Annotated in this window: 10 protein-coding genes and 1 tRNA gene; 7 read left to right on the top strand and 4 right to left on the bottom strand. The window is 69.6% G+C overall.

Features of this window, described 5'->3' with window-relative positions:
• The first annotated feature begins 11 nt into the window (after positions 1-11).
• A complete protein-coding gene (locus BXA11_RS27525) occupies positions 12-794 on the top strand; it encodes a GNAT family N-acetyltransferase (protein WP_076439168.1) in 783 nt (260 codons plus the stop codon).
• Positions 795-819: 25 nt separating this feature from the next.
• Here BXA11_RS27525 and BXA11_RS27530 read toward each other — a convergent pair whose 3' ends face one another.
• Complete coding sequence (locus tag BXA11_RS27530; RefSeq protein ID WP_076439169.1) at positions 820-1,773, bottom strand: AraC family transcriptional regulator; 954 nt, start codon at positions 1,771-1,773, stop codon at positions 820-822.
• A gap of 73 nt (positions 1,774-1,846) precedes the next feature.
• On the opposite strand from BXA11_RS27530, the gene BXA11_RS27535 reads away from it, so the two are divergent.
• From BXA11_RS27535 to BXA11_RS27545, 3 genes are all read left to right on the top strand, one after another.
• Positions 1,847-2,863: an SDR family NAD(P)-dependent oxidoreductase gene (locus BXA11_RS27535; RefSeq protein ID WP_076439171.1), complete on the top strand. Its 1,017-nt coding sequence runs from the start codon at positions 1,847-1,849 to the stop codon at positions 2,861-2,863.
• Between the two features lie 156 nt (positions 2,864-3,019).
• Positions 3,020-5,182, top strand: coding sequence for a phosphocholine-specific phospholipase C (locus BXA11_RS27540; RefSeq protein WP_076439173.1), 2,163 nt, complete (start codon positions 3,020-3,022; stop codon positions 5,180-5,182).
• A 350-nt stretch (positions 5,183-5,532) separates the two neighbouring features.
• Entirely contained in the window at positions 5,533-6,654 is a 1,122-nt protein-coding gene (locus tag BXA11_RS27545; RefSeq protein WP_076439175.1) for a sensor histidine kinase, read from the top strand.
• A gap of 339 nt (positions 6,655-6,993) precedes the next feature.
• On the opposite strand, the gene BXA11_RS27550 is transcribed toward BXA11_RS27545, so the two are convergent.
• A tRNA-Thr gene (locus BXA11_RS27550) sits at positions 6,994-7,070 on the bottom strand.
• 435 nt (positions 7,071-7,505) lie between these two features.
• Between BXA11_RS27550 and BXA11_RS27555 the strand changes: the two genes are divergently transcribed.
• The 3 genes from BXA11_RS27555 (at position 7,506) to BXA11_RS27565 (ending at position 12,850) form a co-directional block, all read left to right on the top strand.
• A complete protein-coding gene (locus BXA11_RS27555) occupies positions 7,506-9,035 on the top strand; it encodes an alpha/beta hydrolase (protein ID WP_076439177.1) in 1,530 nt (509 codons plus the stop codon).
• A 54-nt stretch (positions 9,036-9,089) separates the two neighbouring features.
• Complete coding sequence (locus BXA11_RS27560) at positions 9,090-10,760, top strand: OmpA family protein (RefSeq protein WP_083744625.1); 1,671 nt, start codon at positions 9,090-9,092, stop codon at positions 10,758-10,760.
• Between the two features lie 242 nt (positions 10,761-11,002).
• On the top strand, positions 11,003-12,850 hold the full coding sequence (locus BXA11_RS27565; protein ID WP_083744626.1) for a lectin: 1,848 nt from the start codon (positions 11,003-11,005) through the stop codon (positions 12,848-12,850).
• Between the two features lie 164 nt (positions 12,851-13,014).
• Here BXA11_RS27565 and BXA11_RS44030 read toward each other — a convergent pair whose 3' ends face one another.
• Both BXA11_RS44030 and BXA11_RS27575 read right to left on the bottom strand, forming a co-directional pair.
• Positions 13,015-13,272, bottom strand: a complete 258-nt coding sequence (locus BXA11_RS44030; RefSeq protein ID WP_076439179.1) for a helicase-associated domain-containing protein — start codon at positions 13,270-13,272, stop codon at positions 13,015-13,017.
• An 82-nt stretch (positions 13,273-13,354) separates the two neighbouring features.
• Positions 13,355-13,891: a TetR/AcrR family transcriptional regulator gene (locus BXA11_RS27575; RefSeq protein WP_076439181.1), complete on the bottom strand. Its 537-nt coding sequence runs from the start codon at positions 13,889-13,891 to the stop codon at positions 13,355-13,357.
• Positions 13,892-13,926: the final 35 nt, after the last annotated feature.

Consider the following 13,926-nt stretch of genomic DNA (forward strand, 5'->3'; position numbering starts at 1 on the left):
GAGTGTTACGAATGGATACCCCGATCATTCCGGCCGATGACCCGATCAAGCCGGTTGTGGCAGCGTACGCGGCCACCTTCGAGAAGCTCGCCGCTGCCACAGGTCACGCACGACGAGGGCCGAACGGCGCTGTGCTGGCCGTCTCCGGGGCTCCGATCGCCACGCTGAACGCCGTCATCAGCCCCGACGTGGAGCCGATCCCCGACGAGATAGCGGCGCTGGCGGCCTCCGAAGGCCGATGGGCGGTTCCCTGGAGCATCCATGTACGCGGAGAGGCGGGGCCTCTCGTCACCAAGGTGGCCGCAGAGCATGGGCTGACCCAGTTCACCAGACAGCCGTTGATGATACGCAGGCCCGAGCGAGGACTTCCGGCCGAACCGGCCGTCGACTCCCTGCGTATTCGCGCCGTGCCGGCCGATGAACTCGACCTCTACGCCGAGACTGTCGCCGACGGCTTCGAGGCGCCACGCGAGATGTTCACGGTGATGGCCGACCGATCTCTCGCGAACGTCGACGGGCTCACCTTCTACGTGGCAGAGCTGCGCGGCATACCGGTAGGGACGGGAATGACGGCCGTTTCGGGCGGCTTGACGGGAATCTTCAACATCACCACGCTCCCGGGCTACCGACGGCGGGGGTACGGACGGGCCGTCACGATGGCGATGGTCCGCGCGGGCTACGCCGCCGGCGCCACCACCGCCTACCTCTACGCGAGCACGATGGCCGAGTCCGTATACGAGTCGGCCGGCTTCCGTACCGAAGAACACCTGACCGTGATCACCGCTCCGGCGTAGGGCGGCGCCGCGGCGGTTCCCGCGATCACGCATCACCTGCGCGAGAAGACCGGGCCGCGAGTGCGGTGCGCACCCGGTGGCGGTAGCGCAGCGGTGACTCGCCGACCTCACGTTTGAACGCTGTGCTGAACGCACTCTCGGACGCGTACCCCAGCTCCGCCGCCAGCGACCCGACCCGGACGTCCCCGTCGCGGAGAGCGCGCTGCGCCAGCAGCATCCGCCAGCGATTGAGGTACGTCAGCGGCGGCATGCCCGACACGGTGCGGAACCGTTCGGCGAACGACGTCCGCGACATCGTCGCGGCCCGCGCCAACTCCTCCAGGCCCCAAGGCCTTCCGGGTTCGGCGTGCATGAGGCGGAGCGCCGGGCGCAGACGTTCGTCGGCCAGCACCCGCAGCCATCCCGGGGGGAGCTCGGCCTGGTCGACAAAGGCGCGCAGCACTTCGAGCAGCAGGAGCTGGCCGTACTGGCGGATCGCGAACGCCGAGCCCATCCGGTTGCCGGTCACCTCGTCGAACAGCCGGTCGAGGACGCCACGCAGGTCGGACGCCGCGGTGGTCGACGCCCGGATGTGCCCCACCGGCGGAAGCGCCTGCAGCAGCAGTGCCCGGCCGGCCGTGTTGAGGTCGACGCGTCCACCGATGAGGACGTCGTCGGTACCGCGGTCGGCGCTGGTGAGGCCGGCGGACGAGAAGTCCGCCTCGGGCACGACCTCGCGGCGCGGTCCGTCCCCGGAGCCACCCTCGATCTCCAGCCACGACCGGTTGTTCAGTACGGCGACTTCGCCCGGCCCGAGCTCGATCGGCCCGTCGACACCGTCGATGGTCAGCCGGGCCCGGCCGTACACCATCGCGAAGAACTTCAGCGGGGCGTCGACGGCCGCGCGCGACACCCACGGGCCCCGCATCGCGATCCCGCCGGTCAGCAGGCCGCGGACCTCGACCAGATCGAACACCTCGGACAGTTGGTCGGCGACCATGACCGTACTATCGCGCAAGAAATGCGGACTCACAACTATTCAGAGTACGAACGGTCGCGAGCACGATGGTGCCATGACCCAGAGACAACACCCCATCGGAACCGGATTCACCGCGGCGTCGACGGCCGACGACGTGCTCAAAGGCATCGACCTGTCCGGTAAGAACGTCATCGTCACCGGCGGCCACCGTGGGATCGGCCTGGAGACCACTCGTGCGCTCAGCAAGGCCGGCGCCTCGATCACCGTGGCCGCGCGCAACCCCGGCCGCGCCGCCTCCGCGCTGGCCGGGATCGAGCGCGTGGACACCGCTCGCCTGGACCTCCTCGACCCGGCATCGATCGACGCCTTCGTCACCCGGTATCTCGGCTCCGGCCGTCCGCTCCACATCCTGATCAACAACGCCGGCATCATGGGCGGCGAACTCGTCCGGGACCCGCGCGGATACGAATCGCACTTCGCGCTCAACCATCTGGGCCACTTCCAGCTGACGTTGGGCCTGCTGCCCGCGCTGCGCGCCGCGCACGGCGCCCGAGTCGTCAACGTGTCATCCGGCGCCCAGCGAATCTCCGGCATCCGCTGGGACGACCCGCACTTCACCACCGGGTACGACCCCATGCTCGCCTACGGCCAGTCCAAGGCCGCCAACGTCCTGTTCGCCGTCGAGCTGGACCGTCGATGGGCCGCCGACGGAATCCGCGGCTACGCCGTGCACCCGGGCGTCGTCTTCGGCACCGACCTGGGCCCCTTGCTGACCGATGGCGAGGAGCGGAAAGCCTGGCTGAGCGACGACGATCTGCGGTCCATGGGGATCCTCGACGAATCCGGCCGCCCGATCATCGACCCCGACCGCGAGCGGAAGACGCCGCAGCAGGGCGCGAGCACCAGCGTGTTCGCCGCGACCAGCCCGCTGCTCGCCGACATCGGCGGCGTCTATCTGAAGGACAACGACATCTCGCCGCTGGACGAGTCCCCAGTAGACGTCGCCTTCGGCTCCGACCAGTTTCCCTCGTCCGACGTCGCGCCCCACGCCATCGACCTGGAATCGGCCGAACGGCTCTGGGAGCTGAGCGAGAACATGCTCAAGATCTGACGCGGTGCCCGCTCAATCCTTTCGTCCGCTTTGGCTGCGTTCATAGCTATATGGACAGCACCAATCGGCAATGTCGGCTTCGACTTCCCGTCGTCTCCGGGCAAGATCTCGCGGCTAGCGTCGTGCGGCACATCCCGCACGCGGAGGTCTTAAGCCATGCCTGAACTGTCCCGCAGGAATTTTCTCGGCACTGCCGCTGCCGTAACAGGAGCGGCCGCCGTCGGCGTCGCGTTGCCCAACGCGAGCGCCGCCGCGGCCACCACGCAGAAGAAGCCCGGTCACCCGCCCAAGCCGTACGGCGACATCCGTGACATCAAGCATGTCGTCGTGATCATGCAGGAGAACCGCAGCTTCGATCACTATTTCGGCGCGCTCAAGGGCGTGCGCGGTTTCGGCGACCGCTCGACCATCGTGCTCCCCGGTGGCAAGACCGTCTGGGAGCAGCCGAAGACGTTGACGGACGGGGCCGACACGCAATACCCGTGGCGGCTGAGCGGGGCCAAGACCTGGAGTGGGGCGACCCCGCCGAGCGCCGAGCTCGGCGCCGCCAACTACGGCGGCACCAGCCACGGTTGGACCGACCAGCACGGCGCCTGGTACGGCGGCCTCATGAACGGCTGGTACTACGCCAAGGGCGGCCCGACCACGCTGGGCTACCTGGACCGCCGTGACCTGCCGTTCCACTACGCCCTCGCCGACGCCTACACGGTCGGCGACGCCTACCACTGCTCCGTGCTCAGCGCCACCGGGCCCAACCGCACCTTCCTGTGGGGCGGAACGATCAACGCCGACCACAAGCACGGCAGCTTCACCGCCTACGACGGCGGCGACGAGCGCGGCAAGTTCCTGCCCTGGGAGTCCTACGCCGAGACGCTCCAGGCGGCGGGCGTCAGCTGGCGGGTCTACCAGTGCGCCGACGACTACGGCGACAACGGCCTGGAGTACTTCAACACCTTCGCCAAGCTCGACCCCACTCAGGGCGGGACGGCCGCACCGGGCGACGTCTACTACGACAACGGCGTGAAGAACGTCCCCGAGCCGGTCACCGGGCTGTCGGGCAACGCCGACAACCTCATCGCCGCGATCCGCGCCGACGTGCTGGGGGGCACCCTCCCCCAGGTGAACTGGGTCGTGAACAACCAGTTCTTCTCCGAGCACCCGGTCACGGCGCCGAGCAACGGCGCGTACTTCCTCCGCGGCGTGCTCGAGGCCCTCAACGCCGACCCCGACGTGTTCAACTCGACCCTGGTGATCATCAACTACGACGAGAACGACGGTCAGTTCGACCACGTCCCGCCACCCGTTCCGGCGCCGGGCGAGGCGGACGAGTTCGTCTCCGGCACCATGGCCGCGTACGGCGTCACCGAGCCGCTCCCCGTCGGACTCGGCTTCCGCGTGCCGCTCATCCTCATCTCGCCCTGGACCCGTGGCGGCTGGGTGACCTCGGAGGTCTCCGACCACACCTCGGTCATCCAGCTCATCGAGAAGTGGACCAGCGCGCTCGGCAAGCCCGCCATCTCGCCCAACATCAGCGAGTGGCGGCGCAAGGTCTGCGGCGACCTCACGACCGCCTTCGACTTCGCGAAGCCCGTCTACGGCATGCCCGACCTTCCCGAGACCGGGCCTCTCATCCCCGAGACGCGGTACACCCCGCTGCCCGGCGACAACACGATGCCGACGCAGGAGGAGGGCACCAAGCGGGCGCGCCCGCTGCCGTACCAGCCGAACGCCAACCTGACCGGGTTCACCGGCGCCGTGGCGAACCTGACGTTCAGCAACGACGCCCCGTTCGTGACCAAGGCGAGCCACTTCGCCGTGTACAACAACCGGGCCGGGCTCCCGACGCTGGCGCAGTACCCGGCCGCGTTCCCGGGCCAGTACACGGTCGCCGCGAAGTCGACGATGTCCGGAACCGGCGCCGTGGGCTCCTCCGCCGACGACACCGCGTACGACATCACCGTCACCGGCCCGAACCGGTTCCTGCGCCGGTTCGTCGGCGACGTCGCCACCGCGGGCAAGGACCTCGTCGTCGAGGCGGACTACTACGACGGCAAGTCGACGAAGAACCCGAAGCTGAAGCTCTGGCTGCGCAACAACGGCGACACCCGCGTGACGTTCACGATCACGCACAACAACTACAACTCGGGCAAGCCGCAGACCGTGAAGGTCAACGCGCACGGCAAGGAGGCGTGGACGGTGAACCCGGTGAAGGAGAGCAACGGCTGGTACGACGTGACGGTCACGGCCGACAACGACGAGGGCTGGTCGCAGCGGTTCGTCGGTCACCTCGAGACCGGTGAGGCCAGCATCACCGGCTGATCCGGCAACCGTACCGAGAACCACACCGAGGGCCGGCCCTTCCCGCCGTGCCCGGACCGCGAGCGAATCGCGACCGGGCCCGCGGGGAGGGCCTGCCCTTTCCCGGGCGCCACGCGGCCCGCCGGGAGGCCGGGGCCGCGGAAGCTGCCGCGGTTGCGGAGGAGGAGGCGCGGCGGGCGGCGCCGGCGGCTACCCGTGTCAGCCAGGTGGGCCGCCGATCATCAGTGCCCAAGGTTGTCCGTCGGCGTTGTCACGCGGTTCGTCATGCGATCCACACCGTCCGACAGCAGGGGCGAAGCGCTGGGCTCGCCGGCGGTCGCCGCCTACCGGCGCGCTAGCGTTACCGCCTGATGAACCGACTTTTCCGGGGCGACGTCGAAGGCCCCGAGCTGCTGCAACGGGCCTTCTGGATGTCGTTCGGGCTGCTGTTCCTGACCCCGGTCGGGGTGGCGGTGGCCCATTACGAGGGAACGCGGCGCTGGCTGGGCTTGGCGGCCATCGTGGTGTTCGCGCTGATGTACTACGCGGCGGCATTCGTACGGTGGAGATGGGACGACCCGTACACGGTGCGGTCGGTGACGGTGCTGGGGACGTTCGCGCTGCTGGCGGCGGGGCTGCCGCCGCTGTTCGGGCTCGACTGGCTGGGTCTGCCGATCTACCTGGCATTCGTGCTGGCGATGTCGCTGCCGCTGCGGTGGGCCCCGTTCGGGGTGCTGGGGTCGATGGCCGTGATAGCCGGGGACGGGATGCTGGTCGGCGCCCCGGCCCCGATGATCGGCGGGTTCGCGCTGGTGCTACTGGCGTTCGGGATGATGATGGTCGCGCTCCGGCACTCGCGGACGCTGGTGGTGCAGCTGCGCGAGGCTCGCGGCGAGGTCGCCCGGCTCGCCGCCGCCGACGAGCGGTTGCGCATCGCCCGCGACCTGCACGACCTGCTCGGCCACAGCATGTCGCTGATCGTGCTGAAGAGCGAGCTGGCGCGGCGGCTGGCCGACCGGGACCTGGCCCGCGCCATCACCGAGATCGGCGAAATCGAGTCGGTGGCCCGGTCCTCGCTGGCCGACGTGCGCGAGGCGATCTCCGGCTACCGGCGGCGTGACCTGGGCGAGGAACTCGACGGCGCGCGGGCGGTCCTGGCGGCGGCCGGGGTAGACACGACTGTGCGGATGGCGGGCGCGCCCCTGCCGGAGGCGGCCGACGGCGTGTTCGGCTGGGCGGTCCGCGAGTCGGTCACCAACCTCGTCCGCCACGCACGCGCATCCCGCTGCGTCATCGAGGTGGGACGCGACGGCGACGAGGCGGTGCTGGAGGTCCGCGACAACGGCCGGGCCAAGGGAAAGCACGTTCCGGGCAACGGCCTGAACGGCCTGTCCGAGCGCATCGCGGCCGAGGGCGGCACGATGGAGTCCGGCCCGCTGCCGGGCGGCGGCTTTCGGGTAGCGATCCGCGTTCCCGTTGAATCTGCCTCATGATCAGGGTCATCCCGGACGGCCGCCTTGGCGGCCGAGCGGAACGGATGGTTGTAGACGCCACGCAGCACGCTCGCGGCCAGGTGGACACGCAGGCATGAAAAGGCCGCTCTTCGATGATCGAAGAACAGCCGGTGAACCGTGGTGGGGCTACCACCTGGGACCTCATCAGGCAACGGCAACCGACATTCCATTGGTCACGAATGGAGTGCCGCCCCCGCGCCCCTCCGCGCGACCTCTGATCGGCGTGTACGCCTCGCCTCGGCCGGCGCCCTCAACCCCTGCTGTTAGCAAGGCTGTTAGCAAGAAGCCCCCTGTGATCATCACAGAGGGCTTCTGACCTGGAGCCGCCTAAGGGAATCGAACCCTTGACCCCTTCATTACGAGTGAAGTGCTCTGGCCGACTGAGCTAAGGCGGCACGCCGCGAACGGCTTCGCACAGTCTACAGGGTCGTCGCGGTTCTCGTGCACCCGTCGCCGCCCGGAGCGTCGCGGCCCTCAGAAGGCTCTCCAAGCGCTCCGGGAGCGCGATCCGCTCATCGGAGAGCGGTAAATCTTCCCCAGCCGCCTACTGGCCCTCCCTTTACCCGATGACCAGCGGAGACAGGGCATACCAGGCGCATCTGTCACAGGAAAAGCGCCCTGTCTCGCCCGACGGCGCCGACGGGCCACCAGACATTTGGCCGCATCCCGCGCGGCCCTCGTCGTGAGGTCGCCGCCCGCCCGCGGCAGGCGGCATGCTGGTGCTCGTCACGCACGCGACAGCAGGGGAAACAACGGGTATGCGATCGGCTGGGCAGAAAGCGAAGGTCCTATCGCCTCGTACGCGGTACGGCGGCGGTCAGAGCCGGCGAATGGCGGTCGCGGCGCTGGCCGCGCTGCTGCCGTTCACGGCGTGCTCCAGCCACGCCCCGGCCACCTCCGAACAGCCGAACGCAGGCGCGACGGCACAGCCGACGGTCGATGCGCCCACAGCGGAGCTGCGCCCGTTCTACGCGCAGCGGCCCACCTGGCGGGCGTGCGGCGACGGCTTTCAGTGCGCCAAGATCAAGGTGCCCCTCGACTACACGAAGCCCTCAGGCGAGCGCATCGACCTCAGCGTGATCCGCCTGCCGGCCACCGGCAAGCGCACCGGCTCCCTCCTCATCAACCCCGGCGGGCCCGGAGGTTCCGGCATCGATTACGCGCGTGCGGCCCGATCCGTGGTGAGCGACAAGGTGCGCGCCCAGTTCGACATCGTGGGGTTCGACCCGCGCGGCGTGGGCGAGTCGACCCCCGTCACATGCATGACGGCCTCCCAGCTCGACGCGTACATCGGGATGGACTCGAGCCCGGACACGCCGGCGGAGGTCACGGCGCTCGACAAGGAGTCCAAGCTGTTCGCCGACAGCTGCGGAGCCAAGTCGGCCCGTCTGCTCCCCCACGTCGGCACGGCCGACGCGGCCAGGGACATGGACGTCCTGCGCGGCGTCCTCGGCGACCCGGGTCTCACCTATCTCGGCAAGTCGTACGGCACCTATCTGGGCGCGATGTACGCCGACCTGTTCCCCAAGCACGTGCGGGCACTCGTGCTCGACGGCGCGGTGGACCCGGCCGTGCCGGCGCTGAAGTCCAACGAGGTGCAGGCCAAGGGCTTCGAGGTGGCGCTGAAGGCCTTCGTCGAGGACTGCTTCCTCGACCGCTCCTGCCCCTTCAAGAGCCGTACGGTCGACGGCGCGATGAAGGAGATCAGCGACCTGCTGACGAGGGCCGACCGGCAGCCGCTGAGGAACGACCTCGGCGACGGCCGGCCCGTCAACGAGGCGTGGACGGTCATCGGCATCGCCACCCCGCTGTACGAGCGCGCGGCCTGGCCCCGGCTGCGTGAGGCCCTGGGCAAGGCGATCAACCAGGGCGACGGGACGGACCTGCTCCAGATGGCCGACCTGCTGGTCGACCGGCGGGCCAACGGCTCGTACTCGAACCAGACCGAGGCGAACATGGCCGTCAACTGCGTGGACCACCCCTACCCGAAGGCTCTCGACGTCTATCAGAAGGCCGCGGGCCAGTCCGCCAAGGCGGCGCCGCACTTCGGGCCGTTCGTGATGTGGGGTTCGCTGCCCTGCGCCTACTGGCCCGCGAAGCCCGTCGGCACCGACAAGCCGCTCAAGGCGACCGGCGCGCCGCCCATCCTCGTCGTCGGCACCCTGCGCGACCCCGCCACGCCGTACGAGTGGGCTCAGGGGCTCGCCTCGGAGCTGACCTCGGGCGTGCTGCTCGGCTACGACGGCGACGGGCACACGGCCTACCGCAGCGGCTCGGCATGTGTGGACAACGCGGTCGACGACTACCTGCTCGCCCTGCGCGCACCCAAGAACGGCACAATCTGTCCGAAGACGGGCTGATCTGAACTACTTTCTCCGGCAGTTCGGGAGTCCGGATCCCTACACTTGCGGCGCATGGCCTACCGGTGGCGATCACGCGAGCTGACCGTTTCAGTGACCATGGTCGCGGTCCTGACGGTGTCCGGATGCGGGGCGCTGGGCGGGCCGCGGGCGCCTTCCTCCGGCGGCGTCTCGTCGGCACCGCCTCGGCCGTCCGTCACCTCCGCCGCGGCGTCCCTGGTCAAGGAGGGGTGGTTCGGCCCCACCAGCCCCCTCCACGCGCGGGTGGAGATGCGCGGGGTGGAGCGGTTGGCCGACAGGTCCGTCCTCCGTTTCACGGTCACCTCGCTGGAGGATGAGGCGCGCCACACCGGGAACTCGTTCGGAACGGCGGCCGGCGACTTCGGCAGCTATCGCATCCCTCTCGTCGACCCGGTCGGCGGCAAGGTCTATCACCCCCTGACCGACCAGGTGGGGACACTGGGCAGCAAACCCGGATACTACGAGCCCGGTGTGCGTTACGAGACCGTCGTCTACTACCCGCCGATCCCGGCGGGCGTCCGTACGGTCACCGCGATCACGGCGGGTACGGCCGGCGAGTTCACCGGCGTGCCCGTGGTGGACGGGACCGGTTCCGGCGGCGCCATGTCGCCGACGGCCGCCCCCGGCAGCACTGTGTCGCCGACGGCCGCCCCCGGCGGCACTGTGTCGCCGACGGCCGCCTCCGGCAGCACTCCGCAGCCGGGCACCACGGTGTCGTGGCCGGTGCGGGAACCGGCCGGACAGGTCACCAGCAGCGTCCAGGACCTGTACGGCATCACCGAGAGCGCGGAGAAGACGACCATCGCGAGCGGCGGCGACGAGACCGTGGGGCTGCGCACCGACGTGCTGTTCGCCTTCGACTCGGACAGGCTCACGGCACGGGCCAGGGCCGTGCTCGACGACGTCGCGAAGGAGACCCGGGAGAAGGCCGATCCGGCCAGGCCCCCCGTCCTCGTCGAGGGCCACACCGACGGCAAGGGCACGCACGCGTACAACATGGCCCTGTCCCTGCGGCGCGCGCAGGCCGTACGCAGGGAGCTGCAGGCACGCCTCGGCGGGGCGTACCGATTCCGCACGACGGGCAAGGGCGAGACCGAGCCCGTCGCGCGCGAGGGCGGGACGGACGACGAGGAGGCGCGTGCCAGGAACCGGCGCGTGGAGGTCTCCTACCGCGTCAAGCAGCCGACCGGCGGCTCCACGGCCTCGGAAACCGCGGGGACCCGGGCCGACGAGCCCACCACGAGCGGAGGACGGCCGGCCCCGTTCCACGCGGACGACGGCGAGACCGTGGCCGGCCGGACCTCCACCGGCCGGCCGTCCGGGCAGCGCCTCCGCATCGACGTGAAGCCCTTCTACCGCGACGGCGCCTACCTCGTCGCGGTGTTCGACATCGTCAACCTCGGGCCGGGGAACCTCGGCGCGGGGACCGGATACGGAGGGGACATCGCCTACATCGGCGGCTGGTACACCGGCTTCTCGGTCGTCGACCCCGCCTCACGGACCGTCTATCGCGCCGTACGGATGGGGCCGGACGACCCGCGCGGCCCCGATGACTACGTGGACCCGGGCTGGGCGACGTTCAACGTCGAACCGGGCACGGGCAACCGCGGCTTCTTCTACGTGCCGGCGCCCCCTCCGGGGGTCACGAGCGTGACTTTCGACGCCGGCCCCTTCGGCAGGTTCGACCACGTGCCCGTACGTTAACCGCCGCGACGGTGAAACTTTCACACTCCGTGTCCCCTCGATCGGAACTCCGACCCCAGTTCGGCACAGGTGATCCGGCCGCTGACCGCCCTGCCGGGTAGGTCCGGATCCTTGACCGTCCTTCGCACATGCGCTTTGCTCCGCCGCGTGACCGCGGTCGCCATCCGTGGTTTTGTTAGCGCTCACATTAACGTAACCCGACCAAAACGCTCGGTGAGCGAGCACCACTTCAGGAGGCGCATGTGAGATCCGCATTATCGCTGTCCAGACGCACGGTCGCCTGGATCGTGGGCCTGCTGTGCGTGCTGGTGCTGCTCCCGGCCGGCGCGGCCAGGGCGGACAACCCGATCGTGCAGACCATCTACACCGCCGACCCGGCGCCGCTGGTCTACAACGGCCGGGTCTACCTCTACACCGGCCACGACGAGGACGGCTCGACCTACTTCACGATGAAGGACTGGCGGGTCTGGTCGTCGGCCGACATGGTCAACTGGACCGACCACGGCTCCCCGCTGAGCGTCTCCAGCTTCAGCTGGGCGAAATCGGACGCGTGGGCCGGGCAGGCCATCTACCGCAACGGCAAGTTCTACTGGTACGTCCCCACGACCAACCGGTCGACCGGCAGGATGGCCATCGGCGTGGCCGTCTCCGACAGCCCCACCGGGCCGTTCAGGGACGCCCTGGGACATCCGCTGGTCGAGAACGGCGAGATCGACCCGACCGTCTACATCGACGACAACGGGCAGGCCTACCTCTACTGGGGCAACCCCAACCTGTGGTACGTCAAGCTCAACAGCGACATGACCTCCTACTCGGGCAGCCCGACGAAGGTCAACCTGACCACGTCGGGGTTCGGCACCCGCACCGGGGACGCCAACCGGCCGACGCTGTTCGAAGAAGGCCCCTGGTTCTACAAGCGGGGCAGCCTCTACTACATGGTGTTCGCGGCCAAGTGCTGCTCGGAGTTCATCGCCTATTCGACATCCTCCAGCCCGACCGGGCCGTGGACCTACCGCGGCACGATCATGTCCACGCAGGGCAGCAGCTTCACCAACCACCCGGGGATCGTCGACTTCAACGGCAATTCCTACTTCTTCTACCACAACGGCGCGTTGCCGGGCGGTGGCGGTTACACCCGCTCGGTCGCGGTGGAGAAGTTCACCTACAACGCCGACGGCACGATCCCGACGATCAACATGACCACCACGGGGGCGCCCCAGGTGGGCACGTTGAACCCGTACGTGCGGCAGGAGGCCGAGACCATCGCCTGGGAGTCCGGCGTGGAGACCGAGGTCTCCAGCGAGGGCGGCATGAACGTCGGGTTCATCGAGAACGGCGACTACATCAAGGTCAAGGGCGTCGGCTTCGGCAACGGCGCGACCTCGTTCTCCGCACGGGTGGCTTCGGGCGCCAGCGGCGGCAAGATCGAGCTGCGCCGTGACAGCGCCACCGGCACGCTCATGGGCACCTGCGACGTCCCGGGCACCGGCGGCTGGCAGAACTGGACGACCGTCTCCTGCTCCGTCACCGGCGCGAGCGGCACCCACGACCTGTACCTCAGGTTCACCGGCGGCAGCGGCTACCTGATGAACGTGAACTGGTGGCAGTTCAGCGGCAACGGGGGGCCGACCACCAGCCCCTCGCCCACACCCCCGGCATCGCCCTCGCCCTCGCCCTCGGCCTCGCCGACGGGCACTCCGCAGGGGACGAGCGCGATCCGCGGTACGGGCTCGGGCCGGTGCCTGGATGTCACCGAGGCCTCGCAGACCAACGGGGCACAGCTGCAGATCTGGGACTGCAACGGGCAGTCCAACCAGCAGTGGACCTCCACCAGCGCGGGTGAGCTGCGCGTCTACGGCAACAAGTGCCTGGACGTCAACGGCGCGGGAACCGCGGACGGCACCGCGGTGATCATCTGGGACTGCAACGGGCAGAACAACCAGAAGTGGCGCTTCAACTCCGACGGCACCATCACCGCGGTCGGGGCGAACAAGTGCCTCGACGTGTCGAACTACGGCACCGCCAACGGCAGCAAGGTGCACATCTGGACCTGCCACGGCGAGACCAACCAGAAGTGGACCCGCGTCTGACGCTGTCCGCGGCCGGCCGGCCAGGGGTGGCGCGCTGAACGCCGCCCCTGGCCGGTCGCACGTCAGGCACGCCGGCGAGCGGCTCTCTCGACGATCGCCGCCCGGGCTCGGACTCCAGCGCCGGGGTGTAGCCGGCGGCGCGCAAGCGGGCGAGGGTCTCCTCCTCACCCACCGCACTGGTCAGGACGGTCGGGGCGATCTTGCGCAGGCCCAGCGTGCGCAGCGCCCGCGAGCGGGCGGTGTCCCCGGTCGAAGGCCCGGCGCACGGTCGAACCGGAGAAGCGCCAGACGACGGCGTGCCCCTCCGACTCGCGGTCGGCGACGTCGTCGAGCAGTTCGGCGAGATCCGGGCCGGGCATCCCCCGGACCACGGCCGTCAGGTCGGCCTGGAAGAAGGCGGTGGCCTGCGCGGGCGGGAGCATGGCCGCCAGGGCCGCGGTCAGCGCGGGCTCCGGCAGCGTATTTACTCCGCATTCGGCAGCCGGACCTGTCGCCGCACCCGTTTCACTCGGTGAGGTAGCGCTGGACCGTGGGGCTCAGCCACGCGATGAGCTCTTCCTCCGTTGCCGCCACCATCGGCGGGAACTTCAAGATGTAGCGGGACAAAGCCAGTCCCAGCACTTGCGAGGCGATCAGGGAAGCCCGCACGGGAGCGCGCTCCGGATCGCCGGTCAGGTCGATCACGAGCGGCATGACCTGGCCGGCGAAAATCGTCCGCATGCGTTCGGCCGCGGCCTCGTTCGTCACGCCCGTTCGGAGCAGGACCTGCAGCCCTTCGTCGGCCTCCCACTTGCGCAGGAAGTGGCGGACCAGGCCGGCGCCGGCCTGGTCCGGCGCCAACGCGGGCAGCTCCAGATCGAATTCGGCCGCAGCGGCGAACAGCTTCTCCTTGGTGCCGAAGTAGCGCATGACCATGGCCGGGTCGATCCGCGCGTCGGCGGCGATGGCCCTGATGGTGGCCTTGTCGTAACCGTCGGCGGCGAAGCGTTCGCGGGCCGCGGCAAGGATCACGGCCTTGGTCTCGGCGGAGGATCTCCTCATGTCAACGATTGTAGGCCAACACCTGTTGACTTCCT

The organism is Microbispora rosea (assembly GCF_900156315.1).
GTDB classification, from domain to species: Bacteria; Actinomycetota; Actinomycetes; order Streptosporangiales; family Streptosporangiaceae; genus Microbispora; species Microbispora rosea.